Annotated in this window: 16 protein-coding genes; 8 read left to right on the top strand and 8 right to left on the bottom strand. The window is 72.6% G+C overall.

Annotated features, from left to right (window positions below; all coding sequences use genetic code 11):
- Position 1: 1 nt before the first annotated feature.
- Positions 2-676: a hypothetical protein gene (locus LZ017_RS15340; protein ID WP_241397769.1), complete on the bottom strand. Its 675-nt coding sequence runs from the start codon at positions 674-676 to the stop codon at positions 2-4.
- 437 nt (positions 677-1113) lie between these two features.
- On the opposite strand from LZ017_RS15340, the gene LZ017_RS15350 reads away from it, so the two are divergent.
- The 3 genes from LZ017_RS15350 to LZ017_RS15360 all read left to right on the top strand — a co-directional run bounded on the left by LZ017_RS15350 (position 1114) and on the right by LZ017_RS15360 (position 4471).
- Positions 1114-2145, top strand: a complete 1032-nt coding sequence (locus LZ017_RS15350) for an SDR family oxidoreductase (protein WP_241397770.1) — start codon at positions 1114-1116, stop codon at positions 2143-2145.
- Positions 2146-2235: 90 nt separating this feature from the next.
- Complete coding sequence (locus tag LZ017_RS15355) at positions 2236-3441, top strand: glycosyltransferase family 1 protein (protein ID WP_241397771.1); 1206 nt, start codon at positions 2236-2238, stop codon at positions 3439-3441.
- Positions 3442-3919: 478 nt separating this feature from the next.
- Entirely contained in the window at positions 3920-4471 is a 552-nt protein-coding gene (locus tag LZ017_RS15360) for a phosphatase PAP2 family protein (RefSeq protein WP_241397772.1), read from the top strand.
- Between the two features lie 30 nt (positions 4472-4501).
- On the opposite strand, the gene LZ017_RS15365 is transcribed toward LZ017_RS15360, so the two are convergent.
- Complete coding sequence (locus tag LZ017_RS15365; RefSeq protein ID WP_241397773.1) at positions 4502-5356, bottom strand: DUF2334 domain-containing protein; 855 nt, start codon at positions 5354-5356, stop codon at positions 4502-4504.
- A gap of 265 nt (positions 5357-5621) precedes the next feature.
- Here LZ017_RS15365 and LZ017_RS15370 point away from each other — a divergent pair, with 265 nt between their 5' ends.
- Together LZ017_RS15370 and LZ017_RS15375 are read left to right on the top strand one after the other, a co-directional pair.
- Entirely contained in the window at positions 5622-6695 is a 1074-nt protein-coding gene (locus tag LZ017_RS15370; RefSeq protein ID WP_241397774.1) for a HAMP domain-containing sensor histidine kinase, read from the top strand.
- Positions 6696-6790: 95 nt separating this feature from the next.
- The gene (locus LZ017_RS15375) at positions 6791-7414 is read left to right on the top strand and encodes a hemerythrin domain-containing protein (RefSeq protein WP_241397775.1); all 624 of its coding nucleotides are present in this window, start codon (positions 6791-6793) and stop codon (positions 7412-7414) included.
- Positions 7415-7484: 70 nt separating this feature from the next.
- On the opposite strand, the gene LZ017_RS15380 is transcribed toward LZ017_RS15375, so the two are convergent.
- Positions 7485-9902, bottom strand: coding sequence for a catalase (locus tag LZ017_RS15380; RefSeq protein ID WP_241397960.1), 2418 nt, complete (start codon positions 9900-9902; stop codon positions 7485-7487).
- Positions 9903-10139: 237 nt separating this feature from the next.
- On the opposite strand from LZ017_RS15380, the gene LZ017_RS15385 reads away from it, so the two are divergent.
- Positions 10140-10325 (top strand): DUF6496 domain-containing protein, encoded by a 186-nt coding sequence (locus tag LZ017_RS15385; protein ID WP_241397776.1) that lies wholly within the window; start codon positions 10140-10142, stop codon positions 10323-10325.
- 217 nt (positions 10326-10542) lie between these two features.
- Entirely contained in the window at positions 10543-12507 is a 1965-nt protein-coding gene (locus LZ017_RS15390) for an AsmA family protein (RefSeq protein WP_241397777.1), read from the top strand.
- A gap of 23 nt (positions 12508-12530) precedes the next feature.
- Here LZ017_RS15390 and LZ017_RS15395 read toward each other — a convergent pair whose 3' ends face one another.
- The 5 genes from LZ017_RS15395 to ctaD all read right to left on the bottom strand — a co-directional run bounded on the left by LZ017_RS15395 (position 12531) and on the right by ctaD (position 17056).
- On the bottom strand, positions 12531-13928 hold the full coding sequence (locus LZ017_RS15395; protein WP_241397778.1) for an NAD(P)/FAD-dependent oxidoreductase: 1398 nt from the start codon (positions 13926-13928) through the stop codon (positions 12531-12533).
- On the bottom strand, positions 13925-14584 hold the full coding sequence (locus LZ017_RS15400; RefSeq protein ID WP_241397779.1) for an OmpA family protein: 660 nt from the start codon (positions 14582-14584) through the stop codon (positions 13925-13927). Before LZ017_RS15400 ends, LZ017_RS15395 begins: the two co-directional genes overlap by 4 nt.
- Before the next feature lie 134 nt (positions 14585-14718).
- Positions 14719-14919 carry a hypothetical protein gene (locus LZ017_RS15405; RefSeq protein WP_241397780.1) on the bottom strand — a complete coding sequence of 67 codons (201 nt, stop codon included), beginning with the start codon at positions 14917-14919 and terminating at the stop codon, positions 14719-14721.
- Positions 14920-14929: 10 nt separating this feature from the next.
- Positions 14930-15457 carry a DUF2244 domain-containing protein gene (locus tag LZ017_RS15410; protein WP_241397781.1) on the bottom strand — a complete coding sequence of 176 codons (528 nt, stop codon included), beginning with the start codon at positions 15455-15457 and terminating at the stop codon, positions 14930-14932.
- 3 nt (positions 15458-15460) lie between these two features.
- On the bottom strand, positions 15461-17056 hold the full coding sequence (gene ctaD / locus LZ017_RS15415; RefSeq protein ID WP_241397961.1) for a cytochrome c oxidase subunit I: 1596 nt from the start codon (positions 17054-17056) through the stop codon (positions 15461-15463).
- Between the two features lie 243 nt (positions 17057-17299).
- On the opposite strand from ctaD, the gene LZ017_RS15420 reads away from it, so the two are divergent.
- Complete coding sequence (locus tag LZ017_RS15420; protein WP_241397782.1) at positions 17300-18163, top strand: c-type cytochrome; 864 nt, start codon at positions 17300-17302, stop codon at positions 18161-18163.
- Positions 18164-18165: the final 2 nt, after the last annotated feature.

The following is an 18165-nucleotide window of genomic DNA, read 5'->3' on the forward strand; positions in this document are numbered from 1 at the left end:
CTCAGGCGCCCCGGAAGAAGTCCTGCCAGCCCGGGCCGCGTGCGCGTTCACCGTGCTGGGACGAGGAGCCGAACCAGTCGCCCGGCGCGCGTGCCAGCGTGGCACGTCCGCTGGCGGCCAGGCGCTCAGCGGCGTTGGGGGAATCGCTGGACAACCCGGCGTCCGTGCCGGCGGGGTCGCGGCGGGGCTGCCAGGCCCCCGGCGGGCGCGGGCGCGTCGGTGCCAGCAACCCGCCCAGCGCCAGTCCCAGCGCAAAGCCGCCATAGACCATGCACAGGCTGCGTGGCCTGAGCCGGCGCTCGAAGCCTGGCCGCAGTCGCGGCGGCACCAGCACCAGATCCACGACGGCCGCGGCCGCGCTGACGGCCACGGCGTCACCCAGCGCATTGGCGGTCGTGGGCCGGGCCCGGCGGCGGCGCAGGGCGTCGTAGCACAGGCCCCAGAACATGGACGCGCCATAGTGCACGACCGCGCCGGTCAAGGTGTGCCTCAGGCTCGGCGCATCGGCATGCAGGGCGGTATGAGGCCACAGCCAGTGGCTCACCGCGTTCACCGGCGCGGCCGCGCTGCCGACATCCTTGCGCCCGCGCAGCAGCAGAAGCAGGCCCGATACCAGGCTGGAAAAGAAGCCATGCACGGCGACGCGGCGCAGCATGGAAGAGGGCGAAAGCGGCATGGAGTTCCTTGTCCGGACGACGGCAATGCCCGGTGTCAGCAAATGCCGTTCCCCCGGTTTGCTAGCACCACCGGTAATTCCTGCCGCAGCGACCAGGCCCGGCCCGGCGCCGCGTCCCCGCGGCGGCCCGGCACCAAGCCACCGGGGGCGGCATATGCGGCGGTTCGCGCATCGGCGGGGGCATTTCGATCGGATCGGGCTCCTGGATCTCCGGCGGCAAGGGGTCGGGCGAACGCTGGGGGCCATGCGGCGGCGGGGGCACGGGGGGCATCTCGGGCGGAATGGGCGGGGTGATGTGGGCGTAGGGCATGCGCTTCTCCTGACGGGTGCCGGGTCCTCTGCAATCGGCGGGCCCGGTCCGCGGTTTGCCGCGCCGAGGGTCAGCCAGGCAGCCGCCCGGCGCCTTCCCGGTCCCCCCGACATTTCAGGAGCCCTTCATGCCTTCCAGCGATTCCGATTCCCCAGCCTCCGGCGCGCGCGACGACGGCCCGTCGGCCGCTCCGGCGGTGCATGACACCGTCGAGCAGCAACGCCGCATCCAGCGCGAGCAGGACGGCCGCGATGCCCAGTCCCCTGCGACGGACAAGGAGCACCCGCCGGTACAGGCCGGCGCCGTCGAGCAGCCCACGCAGATGCCGGCCCAGCATCTGCAGAAATCCGGCCGCGAATCCGAGCTGGACCTGCCGCCGCGCTTCATGGCCGAGGCCTATCGCGGCAGCGGCAAGCTGGAAGGCCGCGTGGCCTTGATCACCGGCGGCGATTCGGGCATCGGCCGCGCGGTGGCGGTGCTGTTCGCGCGCGAAGGCGCCGACGTGTGCATCGTCCACCTCAGCAGCCGCGACGACGCCGAAGAGACGCGCCAGCATGTGGAGGCTGAAGGCCGGCGCTGCCTGGTCGTCGCCGGCGATGTGCAGGAACCCTCGTTCTGCGAAGAGGCGGTGCAACGCTGTGTTGACACGCTGGGAGGGCTGGATGTGTTGGTCAACAACGCCGCCTTCCAGCAACATGCCCACACGCTGGGCGACATCAGCGACGAGCGGCTGGAGCTCTGCTTCCGCACCAATGTGTTCGGCTATGTGCGGATGGCGCGCGCCGCGCTGCCGCATCTGAAGGAGGGCAGCTGCATCATCAACACCGGCTCGTCCACCGGCTTGCGGGGCAACGCCCAGCTGCTCGACTATTCGGCCACCAAGGGGGCCATCCACGCCTTCACCAAGGCGCTGGCGCAGAACCTGCTGCCGCGCGGCATCCGCGTCAACGCGGTCGCGCCCGGGCCGGTGTGGACGCCGCTGAATCCGGCCGACGCGCCGGCCGATCAGGTGGCGGAATTCGGCAAGCACACCGACATGAAGCGGCCGGCCCAGCCGGAGGAGCTGTCGCCGGCCTATGTCTTCCTGGCCGCGCCGGTGTGCTCGGGCTACATCACCGGCGTGGTCCTGCCGGTGACGGGCAGCGTCGGGGCGATCTGACACCGACGGGGCAGGCGCCGCAAGGGCCGTGGCTGGTCCGCCGTTTGCCTGCTGCGCGGACACACCACCATCGCCCCCGAGGAACCGCCCGTGCGCATCGCCTATGTCACCGAGACCTATCCGCCCGAGCTCAACGGCGTCGCACTGGGCGTCGAACGGACCGTGACCCATCTGCGCGAGCAGGGCCATGAGCTGGACCTGCTGCGGCCGGCCCAGCGCCACGAGGCGACGGGGCCGGCGGGGCCGTGGCAATGGCTGAGTGCGGGCTGTCCGATCCCGGTCTATCCCGACCTGCGTTTCGGCATGGCCACCAGCGCGGTCCTGCAGCGACGGCTGCGCGAGCAGCGCGCCCAGCTGGTCCATGTCGCCACGCCGGGGCCGCTGGCCTGGGCGGCGGTGCATGCGGCGCGCCGTCTGGGGCTGGGCCTCAGTTCCGACTTTCGCACCAACTTCCATCAATACAGCCGCTACTACGGCCTGGGCCTGCTCGCGCCGGCGCTGCAGGGGGGCCTGAGGCGCCTGCACAACCTGACCCAGCGCACCTTCGTGCCGACGCGCTCGGTGCAGCGCGAACTCGCGGAGGCCGGCTTTCTGCGCCTGCAGCGACTGGGGCGCGGCGTGGACGCGGAGCAGTTCTCCCCGCGCTGGCGCAGCGAAGAACTGCGCCGCGAATGGCAGGCCCGGGAGGCGCCGGTGCTGCTCTATGTCGGCCGCCTTGCTGCGGAGAAGAACGTGGGCCTGGCCTTGCGCACCCATGCCGCGCTGCGCCATCTGCGGCCCGACATCCGCATGGTGGTGGTGGGCGACGGCCCGCAGCGCGCGGCGCTGCAACGCCGCTTCCCGGGCGTGCGCTTCATGGGCGTGCAGCGTGGCGAGGCGCTGTCGCGCTGCTATGCCAGCGCCGACGTCTTTCTCTTTCCCAGCCAGTCCGACACCTTTGGCAACGTGACGCTGGAGGCCATGGCCTCCGGACTGGCCGTGCTGGCCTTCGACATCGCGGCCGCGGGCGACCTGATCGCGTCGGGCGTCAACGGCTTTCTCGCGCCTCCTGGCGACGAGACCGCCTTTGTCGACGAGGCGGTGCGCTTCATCGCGCCGCCGCAGACCCTGGACGAACTGCGCCGCCGCGCGCGCCTGGCGGCGCAACAGCAGTCCTGGCCCACCGTGCTCGGCCACTTCGAGGCCGCGCTGTCCCAGGTGCTGGAAGCGCAGCGCATACGCGCGAGGATGGCGGCCATAGACCGTGCCCCTCGCCCAGCCGGTACGCTGGGCGGCCCCCCGAGGGGTCGGCGATGAAGGCGGCGGGGCTGGCCCCGCTCGCACATCGCCAGCTGGGCCGGCTTGGGGCGGCCCAGCGCTCAGCCCCCAAACACCCCCCGAGCCCAGCGGGTCCGCTGGGCTGCCCCCCAGGGGGCGCCAATGCGGGCGGCATCCAGCCGCCCGCATTGCCAAGAGACTCGGTACGAGACCTGCACGAGGCCCTGCATGAGCCTTGGCATGAGGCCCGATGTGGAGTCGAGCCGTACCCGGCGAGCGACTTACAACCTGAGTGGTGGAGTCGCCCGGGTGGTGGTCGGGCCAATACTGGCTGTCCAGCGCAGGCCTCGGTCAAATCGCATTTCAGGCCCTCTTCTTTGGTTACTTTCTTCTGGGCCCCCAGAAGAAAGTGACCCGGCCGCCAGGCCGGAACCCGGCGCCCCCAGCAATCCACCCAACCCAACCCACTCAAACCCACTCAAACTCAATCAACCCCAACGCCATGCCCTGAACTGACATGCCCAAAGCCCTCGTCCGCTTCCCCCCCGCCTGGCGGCACCACGACCACGCCTGCCTGCTCGCGCTGCACCGCGGCGCCCGGCAGCCGTGGATCTGCGCGTCGCTGTGCCTGGCCAGCCGCGCCGGCGACGGGCTGCTGTGGGGCGTGCTGATCCTGTCGCTGCCCTGGCTGGGCGGTCCCCAGGGCTCGCGGGTCGCGGCGGTGATGGCGGTCATGGGCGTGCTGCACGTGGTGCTGGTGCGCTGGCTGAAGCAGCGCGTCGCGCGTCCGCGTCCCTTCGAGTGCTGCGAGGGCGTGCGCGCCTGCGCACCGCAGCTGGACCGGCACAGCTTTCCCAGCGGGCACACGCTGCATGCGGTGGCCTTCAGCACCGTGCTGACGGCACAGGATCCGTTGTGGGGCTGGCTGCTGTGGCCCTTCAGCGCGGCGGTCGCGCTGTCGCGCATGGTGTTGGGCCTGCACTTTCCGAGCGATGTGCTGGCGGCGGCGCTGCTGGGGCTGCTGGGCGGCGGCGCGGCGCTGGCCGTGCTGCGCAGCCTGGGCGCCTGAGATCGACGTGCGGCGTCGGCGGCGCCGTGATCAGGGCAGGGGGTCGAGCGGCAGCGGCCGGAGGCTGCAATGGGCCAGCAACTGCGCGACCGCGGCCAGCACCACGGGCTGGCGCTGCTGGGCAAGGGCGGTTTCCGCGACGCGACGCCAGGACTGCAGCGTCCCGCCATGGCGCGCGTCGCCGGGATGCAGCTCCAGCCGCAGCAGTGGATGGGTCGCCTGGGCCTGCAGCAGCGCCGCGTTCCACCAGGCGGAGGCGGTTCGCCGCCAGCGGCTGCGTGTGCTCCAGACCTGGGCCTGGCAGCGCAGCGTCGGACCCTGAGGCAGCAGCACCACCTGGCGCAGGGTGCAGGTGTACAGAAGGGGCTGGTCCACCAGCGCCTGCCAACTGCCACGGCTGAGCAACCAGGCCGGCGCGACGAAGCCGGCCGGCCGCAGGCCCAGCGCGTCCAGCCAGGCCCGGCCGGCCTGCAGCCGGGTCTGCGCCTCCCATCGCGTGAGCGCGGCAAACTCGCCTTCGCCTCGGGTGTAGATGCGCCGTTGCAGGCGCTGCCAGGGCCCCCGCAAGGGACTGGGGTCGCGGTGCTCATAGCCATGCAGCAGAACCTCGTCGCCGGCCTGCGCGCGCTGCACCAGCCAGCGCTCGAAGGCTGGGCTGCGCGCGGCGCCGTGGTAGCGCGGCACGGCCAGCAGGCTCAACGGGGCCAGCCCCAGCCGCTCCAAGGCTTCGACCAGGCGCTGACAATCGCGCCAGGTCGGCGGCGCCACATCATGGATCACCGCCGCCACCATGCGCCGCGGCGGCAGCTCGGCGCTCACGCCGGCGATCGCGGCCGGGTCCTGTCGCCCGCCACCGGGGGCGGGCGACTGGGGCGACAGCGGCAAGCCGGAAGGGTGGGCGGGGGGCGGGACGGCCGACATGCGCCTGGCTTGGCAAGCGGCGCGCCCGGGACGGGCCGCGGCGGCCCGGCATCCCGCTTGCCTGACCGCGGCACCCCCCCGTCAGCAGCAAGCCCTCGTGAACCCCCTCGAGACCGCGAACGCCCCCCGAGCGACCGGCCCGTCCGCCCACCCGGCGGATCACCCGGCGGATCACGCCCCGGCATGGCCGGGGCCGGCCCCTCAGACCTGTGGCGGCCCCCGGCGCGAGGTGTTCTGGTGCGCGGACCCGACCCGGCAGCGGCTGCTCTACGTCAGCCCATCGGTCGAGACCCTGCTGGGCCTGCGCGCCGAGGTGCTGCTGGCCGAGCCCATGCAATGGAACCATGCGGTGCTGCCTTCGGACGCCGACCGCTTGCCGCGGCCCTTTTTCGCCGAGCCGCTGGCCCAGCCGGCGCAGGCCGTGCGCGAATACCGCATGGTTGGGCCAGACCTGCACGTGGGCTGGATTCGCGACCGTCGCTACCTGTGGCGCGACCCGCACAGCGGCGCCTGGCGCCGTTGCGGCATGGCCGAGGACATCTCCGAGCTGCACGCCTGGCGCACGGCGCGCCTGCTGCTGGACCCGGGCTGGCATGCGCAGCTGGCGCATGAACTGCGCGGGCTGCTGCATGCCGTGCTGGTGTGGAGCCGGGTGCTCAGGCAGACCCTGAACGCCAGGCCGCTGCAGCGCCAGGCCCTGGACACCATCGAGCGCAATGTGCGGGCGCAGTCCGGGTTGATCGGCGAGCTGCTGGACGGCCAGCTGCTGATGAGCGGACGGCTGCGTCCGGCGCTGCGCCTGTTCCGGCTGCCGCGTCTGCTGGACGAGGTGGTCGCCACCCTGGACGCGCTGGCCCGGCCGGCCGGCGTGTCGCTGATGCTGCAGCGCGACCCCGGGCTGCGCCTGATCCGGGCCGATCCGGAACGGCTGCGCGCGGTGCTGCTGCGCCTGATGACCCATCTGCTGCAGCGCTGCGCCGGCGGCGCCGCGCTGGTGCTGCGCCTGACGCGCGCGCGTGGCGAGCTGTGGCTGTCGATGACGACGCAGCCCGACCCCACGGCGTCGCCGCAGCAATTGGTGTTGGGCCTGGAGGAGGGCGGGCCACGGCGGCCCGCCGAGGCCGGCCGGCGTGGCCACGCCGGGCTGGAGATGGCCGCCGAGCTCGTCGCGCTGCAGGGCGGCCGGTTGGAGACGCGGCTCGATGGCCAGGGCGAGGTCGCCGCGTTTGTGCTGTGCTTTCCCGACCCTTGCCCGCTGCCGCCCCAGGCCGCCGCCGGGCGCGCCGGCGCGCCGGTGCCTTGACCCGGTCCGCGTGCGGCCGCCAGGGCATGGCACTTGCCGTCATGAGGTCCTGTCCGCGTATTCCGCGCGGCCTAGCCCCCATCCAGGAGACCGATATGCCGCAAAGCCAGTCCCACGCCCGCAGCAGCCAGCACCACGCCAGCAGCCGTTCACGCAGCGAAAGTCGCCGCGACAGCGAACAGGCGCGCGAGGAGGTGCTGGGTCTGTTGATCGAAGACCACAAGCGCATGAAGAAGGTGTTCCGGGCCTTCGAACGCATGGACCGTGACGCCCGGCCCGACGAGGCGCAGGCGCTGGTGCGGGCCACCTGCGTGGCACTGATGATTCATGCGTCGCTGGAGGAGGAGGTGTTCTACCCCGCCGCCCGCGAGTGCATCGACGAAGAGTCGCTGATCGAAGAGGCCGAGGTGGAACACGCCAGCGCGCGCAGCCTGATCGAGCAGTTGCTGCAGCTCGACCCGCAGGACCCCAAGTACGCGGCCAGCTTCACCGTGCTGGGCGAGTACACCCTGCACCACATCAAGGAGGAAGAAAAGGAGATCTTCCCGCAGCTGAGCCGCACCGACATGGACTGGCCGGCACTCGTCCAGGCCATGCACGAGCGGCGCCAGGAACTGCTGCAGCAGTACCGGCTGGCCGGCGAGGACACCGGCCAGGCCCAGGAAGACGACGAAGGCGATGAAGAGGCGGCGGAGGCCGAACGCCAGCGCGATGCCTGAGCTCGGTTGACCGGGCCACGGCCCGGTTCCGCGAAGCGGAGCCGGGTCGTGGTGAGGCCTGAACCCGTGCTCAGTGCTCGCGGTTGAAGTAGCGGTGCCGCGCCAGCCCGGCGATGAAGGCGCTGACGGTGTCGGCATCGGTCAGCAGGGCAGGGTCCATCGGGGCCTCGCAGCGGAAGACGCCGCGCTCGGGGTCGCCATCCAGCAGGGACTCGGGCAGGCCGGCGGCGCGCAGCAGTTCGACGCAGGGGCCCAGCAGCAGCATGGGCTTGCAGTGGCGGAACTGGTCCTTGACGAAGTCCACCGCCGCCGGCAGACGCGCCAGCGCCGGCTCGGCCAGGCCGGTGCCACCGCCGGTGGCCGGCGGCGGCCGCAGGTCGGGCAGCACCACCGCGTCCCACAGCACGGAGGGCGCGGCCTCCATCGTCACCTCCACCTGCAGGGCCTCGCCGCCGGCGCCCGGCTGCACCTCGCCCAGCTGCGGGCCCACGAAGCGCGGCACCGCGCCGGCCGCCAGCAAGGCGGCGTGGACGGCGCGCAGGCTGGCGCTGTCCACGCCGTCGTGCACCAGCAGCGCGATGCGGCGGCCGGCCACGCTGGGCTCGCCGGGACGGGCCATCAGCGACAACCCGGCCGAGGCCTGCAGTTCCGGTTCCGGCGGCGCCAGCTGAGGCAGCACCGGCGGCTGCGCCGCGGGCGGCGGCAGCCCCAGGCCCTGGGCCACGGCATCGGCCAGCTGGCGGTCCACGCTCGCCAGCAGCGAGACCATGCGTTCCCGGATGGCCGGCACCTGCACCCGCGTCAGCTCGAAGCGGAAGGCGGCGATGATGTGCGCCTGCTCGACCGCGGTCTGGCTGTTCCAGAACAGCCGGGCCTGCGCGAAATGCTCGGCAAAGCGCTCCGGCTTGGCGCGCAGCTTTTCGCCGTGGACCGGTTCGGGAAAGCTGATGAAACCGGCGCGGCCGGCCTGGAACGGGCAGCCGCCGCCCAGCGAATTGGGCTCGTAGGCGACGCGTCCGCGCGCGATGGCCTGGCGGTGCAAACCGTCGCGCTGGTTGTTGTGCACCTGCGCGATGGGGGTGTTGATCGGGATTTCATGGAAGTTGGGGCCGCCCAGCCGCGTCAGCTGGGTGTCGACATAGGAATGGATGCGGCCCTGCAGCAGCGGGTCGCTGCTGAAGTCGATGCCCGGGATGATGTGCGCGGCACAGAATGCGACCTGCTCGGTCTCGGCGAAGAAATTGTCCGGGTTGCGCGTCAGCACCAGCCGGCCCACCGGGCGCAGCGGCACCAGCTCCTCGGGCACGATCTTGGTCGGGTCCAGCACGTCGAAGCTGAACTGCTCGGCCTCGCTGTCGCTGAAGACCTGCAGGCCCAGCTCCCACTCGGGATGCAGTCCCGCCTCGATCGCTTCCCAGAGGTCGCGGCGGTGGAAGTCCGGGTCGGCGCCGGCGATCTTCACCGCCTCGTCCCACAGCAGCGAATGCGTGCCCGCCACCGGCGTCCAGTGGAACTTGCACAGCCGCGACTCACCCTGCGCATTGACCAGGCGGAAGCTGTGCACGCCAAAGCCCTGCATCATGCGGTAGCTGCGCGGGATCGCGCGGTCGGACATCACCCACATCAGCATGTGGGTCGACTCCGGCATCAGCGACACGAAGTCCCAGAAGGTGTCGTGCGCGCTGGAGGCCTGCGGCATCGCGTGGTGAGGCTCGGGTTTGAGCGCGTGCACGAGGTCGGGGAACTTCATCGCGTCCTGGATGAAGAAGACCGGGATGTTGTTGCCCACCAGGTCCCAGTTGCCGTCCTCGCTGTAGAACTTGACCGCGAAACCGCGCACGTCGCGCACGGTGTCGGCCGAGCCGCGTTCGCCGGCCACGGTGGAGAAGCGCACGAAGACCGGCGTGCGCTTGCCCGCGGTCGCAAAGGGGGCGGCCAGGGTCAGATCCGCCAGCGGGTCGAAGCACTCGAAGTAGCCATGGGCCCCCGAGCCGCGGGCATGGACCACGCGCTCGGGGATGCGCTCATGGTCGAAATGGGTGATCTTCTCGCGCAGGATGAAGTCCTCCAGCAGCGAGGGGCCGCGCAGCCCGGCCTTGAGCGAATTCTGGTTGTCGGCGATGCGCACGCCCTGGTTGGTGGACAGCGCCTGGCCGCTGGAATCGACGCGGACCCGGTCCAGCGATTCGTTGGTGGCGTTGTAGCCGCTCTCCAGCAGGCCGTCGCCGACCTTGTGCGAGGCCTGGTCCTCGCTGACCGTGCTGGCCGTGGTCTCGTCGTCCGGCGCCGCGATCGGGACCCCGGGCAGCGGTTCGTCGGCATGGCCGCGGCCATGCTCGGCGGCCTTCAGCGGGTTGGCCGGCATGGCCTTGGCCAAGGCCTGCGCGCCGGCCGCGCGCCGCGTCAGACGAACCTGAGCCTCGGTCTGGGCCGCCTGGGCGGCCCCCGGATCCAGATCGGGTTGCGAGGGGCCCGACAAGGTGCTCATGGCCGAGCCCAGCGCCTGCGGCGGCAGCGGCGCTGCCACGGGGGGCTTGGTGGCGGCGCGGCGCGCCCGGGCCGGCGCGGCGGTCACGGGAGACGGGGGTTGAGACGGAGTCTTGCGGCTGGGCATGGAGCGTCCTTGATGGGTGGTCAGTGGAGCCAGGCGGGCAAACGCTGTGCCCCGGCACCGCGATTGCCCGCAACAGACCGGGGCGCAGCGGACAGCGCCCGGGAGCCCACGATGGCCAGGTATGGAAAGAAGGCCCATCAGGAAGTGGCCAAGGCCCTGCACGAGGAAAAGCGCGGCCAGCTCAAGAGCGGGCGCAGCGGCAAGAAGTTCACCGATCCCAAGCAGGCCATCGCGATCGGCCTGTCCCGGGCCCGCAAGGCCGGGGCCAAGGTGCCCGAGCCGCCTTCGCGGCACTGAGTCGCTGCTGCCGCCAGGGCCGGCCCGAGGAATCTTGGGGCTTGCCCCCGTGCCCATGCCTCCACCCCACACCGCCCATCCCACCCCGGAACCGCCCCCCGCAACGCCGCGCCGCCGCCGCTGGCGTAAGGCGTCGTGGCTTGGGCTGCCGCTGCTCGTTCTGCTGAGCGGGCTGCTGGTTTGCGAAGCGGCGGGCTGGCCCTTCTTGCGCGCGCCCATGGAGCGCTGGTTGAGCGAGCGGCTGGACCGGCCGGTCCGTTTCGAGCCGCCGTCCGGCGCTCCGCCCGGCCCGGACGCACGGCCCTGGCGCCTGCGCCTGCTGGGCAGCGTGCGCCTGCGCGCGCAGCATCTGGAGATCGCGGCGCCAGCCTGGGCGGGACGGGGCCCCATGGTCCAGCTGCAGGGACTGGAGCTGCGTCTGGGCTATGCCGATCTGCTGGCCTGGCGGCGCGGTGGCGTGCTGCGCGTCGAGCGGCTGCGCGCCGAGCAGCTGACGCTGTTGCTGGACCGACGCGAGGACGGCGGGAGCAGCTGGTCCGGGCTGGGCATGCGCCAGGCCGGACCGGCGGTGGGGGTGCTGGACGACGGCCCCCAATTTGGCCTGCTCAGCGTGCGCGAAGGCCGGGTTTCGCTGGACGACCGCGTGCTGGACTTGCAGGCCCAGGCGCGCTTCGCGCTGCGCGAGGGGCCGGACCTGCCGCCGCCCCCGGGGGCCGGTCCGCCGCCCGCGCTGGGCCTGGTGGCCGAGGCCCAGGGCCGCTACCGCGGCAGCCCCTTCACCGCGAACCTGCGCACCGAGGGTTCGGCCCTGCCGCTGGTGCAACGCGGCTACGCGGGGCCACCGGTCGCGGCGCGCATCACGCTGGACGCCGGGCAGGCCGGGCTGCGCTTCGAGGGGCGGCTGCACGATCTGCTGGGTCGGCAGGCGCTGGACGGCGCGTTCTGGCTGCGCGGCGAATCGCTGGCGGCCGCGGGGCGCCCGCTGGGCGTGGTGCTGCCCAGCACGCCGGCCTTCGAGATGCGCGGACAGCTGCGCCGCGACGGGCCGCGCTGGTCCGTGGCGGTGGCGCAGGCGCGCATCGGGCGCAGCCGGCTCGCGGGTGATTTCGTCTTCGTCCGTCCCGAGGTCGGCGGCGGCGGGGAGGTCCTGCCGCGCAGCGTTCTCAGCGGCCAGTTGCGCGGCCGGGTGCTGTGGCTGGCCGATCTGGGCCCGGCGATAGGCGCGGCGCGCCCCGGCGAGGTCCGGCCGCGGCGCGAGCCGGGCCGTGTGCTGCCGGACCGGCCCTTCGACCTGCCGGCGCTGCAGCGCATGGACGCGGACGTGCAGGTCGCGCTGGACCGGCTGGAATCGGGCATCGCCGGTCTGCAGGCGGCCGCGCCGCTGCGCGCCCGCGTGCAGCTGACGCAGGGCGTGCTGCGCATCGCCGGGCTGGACGCCCGGCTGGCCCAGGGCCGGCTGCGCGGCGACATGACGCTGGATGGACGCGAGGTGCCCGCAGCCTGGCAGGCGCAGCTGGCCTTGCGCGGGGTGCGGCTGGAACAGTGGATAGGCGCGTTGGCTCGGCGCGCTCAGGGGCCGCCCTATGCCAGCGGCCGGCTGGACCTGACGCTGTCGCTGCGCGGCCGGGGCCGCTCCACCGCGGAGCTGCTCGCCGGCGCCGATGGCGGCGCGCAGCTGCTGTGGACGCGCGGGCAGCTGTCGCACCTGGTCGTCGAGGCGGCCGGGCTGGACCCCGTCCAAGCCCTGGGCCTGGTGCTGGGCGGCGACCGCAGCCTGCCGGTGGGCTGCGCCGTGGCCCGGCTGGTGCTGCGGCGCGGCCAGGTGCGCCCCGAACTGGCGCTGATCGACACGCCCGACTCCACGCTGAGCATCGACGGTTCGTTGTCGCTGGCCAGCGAGCGCCTGGACCTGGTGGCGCGCGCCCACCCGAAGGACTTCAGTCCGCTGACGCTGCGCAGCCCGCTGCATGTGGAAGGCATGCTGGGTGCGCCGACCGTGCGGCTGGACCGCGCGCTGCTCACGCGCCGCCTCGCGCCCGCGGCCGCGCTGGCGCTGCTGCATCCGCTGGCCGGGCTGCTGCCGCTGCTGGACCCGGGGGACCCGCTGATGCGCGAGGAGCTGGCGCAATGCCGTGCCGAAGCACGGCGCGGCGGAGCCCGGGCCGAGCCCGGCGTCAGGTGATGGCGGCGTTGGCGTTGGCGCGCTCAGTGCAGCTTGACGCTGGGCTGGCTGCGCTTGAGCAGCCAGCGCCCGAGCAGCGTCGCCAGCGCGGCTGGAATGCCATGCAGTACCGCCAGGTGGCGCCAATGCAGCGTGGCATAGGCCAGCATGGCGGACCAGCCATGCAGGCGCAGCCCCAGACCCGGCCGGCGCGGCAGCAGCAGACCCACGGCGCGGCGGCCCCCCAGCGTGACCAGGCTGCCGCGGTCGCGAAAAACGAAGGGTTGGGGCATCACTTCGCCATGCAGCCGTGCGTCCAGCGCCAGCGCGAGGTAGGTGGCCTGCTGTTGGGCCAGCTGGGCGCGCGGCGGCCAGGGTTTGTCCGCTGCGGCGGGCGCGGCACAGTCGCCCATCGCGTAGATGCGCGGATCGCTGATGCTCTGCAGCCCGGCCGTGACGAGAATCTGGCGCGCCGCGTTGGTCGCCAGGCCATCGAGCGCCGGCGTCAGGGCCGGCCCGAGCACGCCCGCGGCCCAGACGGTCAGCGTGCTGTCCAGAATGCGGCCATCGTCCAGCATCACATGGCGCGGCCCGATTTCCACCGCGCGCCGCTGCAGGCACACGGCAATGCCGCGCTGCTCCAGCTCGAACCGCGCGCGCTCGGCCACCGCCTCGGGCAGCGCGGCCAGCAGCCGCGGCCCGCTCTCCACCAGGGTGATATGGGCCGGGCGCTCCAGCTGGCGCAGATGGCGGCCGAAGCGCGCGACGCTGGACAGCGCGCCGTCCAGCTCCGCCGCCAATTCCACCCCGGTCGCGCCGCCGCCGATCACGACGATGGCGACCGGCCCCGCGCCCTGCACCTCGGCGCGCACGCATTCGGCCAGCAGGCGCTGGTGCAGACGCTGCGCGTCCGCGGGGCCGTCCAGCGCGATCGCGTGCTGCCCCACGCCCGGGGTGCCGAAGTCGTTGACGACGCTGCCCAGCGCGAGCACCAGCAGGTCGTACACGATGGTGCGGCGCGGCGCGATCTCGGCGCCGGTGGCGTCCTCCAGCGGCGCGAACCAAGCCTGGCGTCGCGCGCGGTCCAGCCGCTCGAGCCGCCCCAGATGGAAGGCAAAGCCATGGCGCCGGGCCAGCATCAGAAAGTCGGTGCCGGGACCTTCGAGCGCCGCGGTGCCGGCGGCGATCTCGTGCAGCGTGGGTTTCCACACATGGGTCAGCGTGGCGTCGGCCAGAATGAGTTCGGGGGACAGCGGGCGATGGCGGTACTGTCGCGCCAGTCGGATCGCCAGCGCCAGGCCACCGGCGCCGCCGCCGACGATGAGGACGCGCGAGCGGCGGCCGGCGGGCAGTTCGGAGTCCAGCATGTCCGGGTCCGCGACGCCGCGGGGCTCGCCGGGCGGCGCGGCGGGCGCGTTCATCGACAAGGGAGGTCGCGTCATCCCGGTTGCCGTGCCCGGTCGCTCAGGAAGAGCTCCACGCGCCGGTTGCGCGCGCGGCCCTGTTCGCTGCCGTTGTCGGCCAGCGGTTCGCGCGCGCCACGTCCGGCCACGCTCATCTGCGCCGCCGGGACGCCGCGCGCCGCCAGGTAGTCGTGCACGGTCTGCGCGCGCTGCAGCGACAGCGGGCCGTTGATCGCGTCGCTGCCGCTGCTGTCGGTGTGGCCGATGATGCGCACGGTCATGTCGCGTCCGATGCCGGCGGCGAACTGGTCCAGCATGGGACGCATGGCGGGCTTCAGATCGGCTCGGCCGACATCGAACGAAATGTCGCTGGGCACGTTGACGCGCAGCTGGTTGTCCTCGGTGCGGCTGACCTCGACGCCGGTGCCCGCGCTGGCGCGCTCGATCGCGCGCTGCTTTTCCTCCATGCGGCGCGACCACACATTGCCCGCGACGGCACCCAGCGCGCCACCGATCAACGCCCCGGTGCCGGCGCGGCCGCCGGTGACCGAGCTGATCGCCGCGCCGGCGGCCGCGCCCACGGCGGCGCCGGTTGCGGTGCGCCGGTCGCGCTCGTCCATCGAGGCGCAGCCCGCCACGGCCAGCGCCACCGCCAGCACCAGGGCTGTGCCCTTGCTGTCAAAACCTCTGTTCATGCGTCACCTCCGGAATGAATCTGCCCCGGTGTGGCAATCGCGGCGCCCACGGCAGGCGGAGGGGGCGCCAGGCGCGCATGAAAAACCCGGGTCGGGCGACCCGGGTGGGCTAGCGGGGGCTCGGTCAGCCGTGCTCAGCGCTGGCCGCGTTCCTGGGCGTTGCGTCCGGAAGGCTCGTTGCGCTCATTGCGCTCGTTGGGGGCATTGCGCTGCGCATCGTTGCCGCGGTTCCCGGCGCGCTGCTGCTGCTCGCGCTGGCCGCCGCCGGCCTGCACGCCCTCGTTGCGGCCGCGCTCCTGGTTGCCTTGCTGGGGGTTGCGGGTCTGCTGGTTCATGGTCGGGTCCTCATGGTGGCGTCGGGCCCTGCGCCGACGCGCTCGGCGCGGCAATCGCCATGCCCGGAAGCGGTGACGGGCGCCAGGCGCCTGGGGCGGCCCGCAGCGCCTGTTCCAGATCGCGGCGCAGGGCGGCGCGCCGATGCGGCGCCAGATGGCGGCCTATGCGGGCCTGCTGGCGTCCATCGCTCAGCCACAGCAAATCCTCCGCGTGGCGCTGGCGTATGCGCAAGCCCGCCGCTGCAAAGCTCTGGCACCACGCCTGTCCGCCGCGCCGGTGCCTCACCTCCAACCGGCCTGGCTGCAGGGTGAGGCATTCCCGGTCATTGGCATGCCAACCATGCAGCAGCACCGCCACGGCCAGCCCGGCCACCTCCAGCAGCGCGAATGCAAGCACCGGCCCATGGCCCAGCGCCCCCATGACCAGGCCCACCGCGAGGGCGAGCGCCGCCGCGCCGGCGGTGGCGCGATGGAACTGGGCGGGCGTCAGCGCGCAGTTGCGGCGCATCTCGCGCTGCCAGCAGGGCGGCGGCGCCATGGGTTAGCCGATCGCCCCCGCGCGGTCCTCCCGCAGGTCCGGTGGCTGCGCGAAGCTATGGAAAGGCGCCGGTGACGGCAGTTCCCATTCCAGCCCGGTGGCCCCCTCCCAGGGGCGGGCCGGCGCGGGCTCGCCGCGTCCCCGCAGTTGTGGCCAGACGATCGCCAGCACGAAGTAGAGCTGGGCCAGCCCGAAGGCCCAGGCGCCCACGGAGGCGAGCTGGTTGTAGTCGGTGAACTGCAGCGCGTAGTCGGCATAGCGTCGCGGCATGCCGGCCAGCCCGAGGAAGTGCATGGGGAAGAAGGCCAGATTGAAGCTGGCCAGAGACAGCCAGAAGTGGATCTGGCCACGGCGTAGCGGCACCATCACGCCGGACCATTTCGGCGCCCAGTAATAGAAGCCCGCGAACAGCGCGAACAGCGAGCCCGCCACCAGCACATAGTGGAAGTGCGCGATGACGTAGTAGGTGTCATGGACCTGTATGTCGATGGGTGCCACCGCCAGGATCAGACCGCTGAAACCGCCGATCGAGAACACGAAGATGAAGCCCAGCGCGAACAGCATGGCGGGCTCGAAGCTCAACGAGCCGCGCCACATGGTGGCGATCCAGTTGAACACCTTCACGCCGGTCGGCACCGACACCAGCATGGTGGCGTACATGAAGAAGAGCTGGCCCGTCACGGGCATGCCGGTGCTGAACATATGGTGGGCCCAGACCATCATGGACAGCACGGCGATCGCCGCCAGCGCGTAGACCATGGAGGTGTAGCCAAACAGCCTTTTGCGCGAGAAGGCCGGTACGACGTGGCTGATGATGCCAAAGGCCGGCAGGATCATGATGTAGACCTCCGGGTGGCCGAAGAACCAGAACACATGCTGGAACAGCACCGGGTCGCCGCCGCCCGCGCTCTGGAAGAACTGCGTGCCGAAGTGGCGGTCGGTCAGCACCATGGTGATCGCGGCGGCCAGCACCGGCATCACCGCGATCAGCAGATAGGCGGTGATCAGCCAGGACCAGCAGAACATCGGCATCTTCAGCAGCGACATGCCCGGCGCGCGCATGTTCAGGATGGTCACGATGATGTTGATCGAGCCCAGGATGGACGAGATGCCCATCAGGTGCAGCGCGAAGATTGCGGCATCCATGCTCGCCTGCATCTGCAGGCTCAGCGGCGGGTAGAGCGTCCAGCCGGCGGCCGGTGCGCCGCCCGGCAGGAAGAAGGCCAGCACCAGCAGCGCCGCCGCGGGCACCAGCAGCCAGAAGCTGAAGTTGTTCAGGCGCGCGAAAGCCATGTCGCTGGCGCCGATCTTCAGCGGGATCATCCAGTTCGCGAAGCCGACGAAGGCCGGCATGATGGCCCCGAACACCATCACGATGCCGTGCATGGTGGTCAGCTGGTTGAAGAAGTGCGGGTTGAAGAACTGCAGGCCGGGCTGGAAAAGCTCCAGCCGTATCAGCATCGCGAACAGGCCGCCCAGCATCAGCATCGCCAGGCTGAACAGCAGGTACAGCGTGCCGATGTCCTTGTGGTTGGTGGCCAGCAGCCAGCGTCGCCAGCCCCGCTCGGGGGCGTGGTGGTGCTCGTCGGCTTTGGCCATGGAGGCCGCGGGGCGCGCCGCCGGTGACGGCGGAACAGTGGAATCGATCGCGTTCATGGGGCGCTCCGTGCCGGGTTCGGTCGCGTGTAGCGGCAAGCCGCATGCGCGGGTCGGTACCGGCGCGGGCAAATGTTGCGGCAAGCCGCGGGGCGCAGAGGGCCTGGCGCGGACGTCCGGCGGGCGAGGGCAGGCGCTGGATTTGCCGCGCCGTGCCGTCCTTCTTCTTCCGCATGAGGCCCGTCCTTGTCTGCCTATCCGTCCCACAGGTGGCGTCTGCTGCTGATGCTGGCGCCCGCGTTGTTGCTGGCGGCCTGTGAACGCCGCCCGCTGCCGCCACGCGCGGCAGAAGCCGATGGCGCGGCCGTGGCGTCCTCGGCCCCGTCGACGAGGCCCTCCGGGGCCGCGCCGGACGCGCCGCTGGATCCCGCCAGCCCGCAGGCCGGTGCGCTGCTGGCCCAGCGCGGTCTCGGCGCGGTGCCGGCCTGCGCGAGCTGCCACGGCGACCGCGGCGAGGGCCAACCCGCCGCAGCAGGCGCGCCGCGCCTGGCGGGGCAGCCGCTGCACTACCTGCTGCGCCAGCTGGACGGCTATGCCGACGGACGTCGCCACCACGCGGTGATGGCGCCGGTGGCGCAACAACTGACCCCGCCGCAGCGCCAGGCCGTGTCGGCCTACTACGCGATGCTGGTGCCCCTATCGTCCGGCCCGGCCGCCACCGACGCGGAGGCCGCGCCCGCGTCGCAGGCCGAGCTGACGCTGCTGCAGCGCGCGCGCGAGCTGGACGAACGCGGCAGCGAGGGCGCGCGCGTGCAGGCCTGCGTGCAGTGCCATGGCGTGGCCGGGCAGGGCGGCGAACAGGCGGCACCCTCGCTGGCCGGACTGCCGCCGGTCTATCTGCAGAGCGCGCTGATGGCCTGGCGCGACGGCAGCCGCCGCACCGATCCCAGCGGCCAGATGCCGGCGATTGCCCGCGGCCTGACCGAGAACGACCAGCGCGCGCTGGCCTATTACTTCGCCCGCCAGCCGGTGCCGCCGATCGCGGTGGACGCGCTCGCCGCCTGGCAGAAGCGCAGGGATGGCGAGCGGGCCAGCGCCGCGTCGCGCTGATC

The sequence above is a fragment of the Pelomonas sp. CA6 genome (assembly GCF_022549225.1).
In the GTDB taxonomy this organism is placed as follows: Bacteria; Pseudomonadota; Gammaproteobacteria; order Burkholderiales; family Burkholderiaceae_C; genus Roseateles.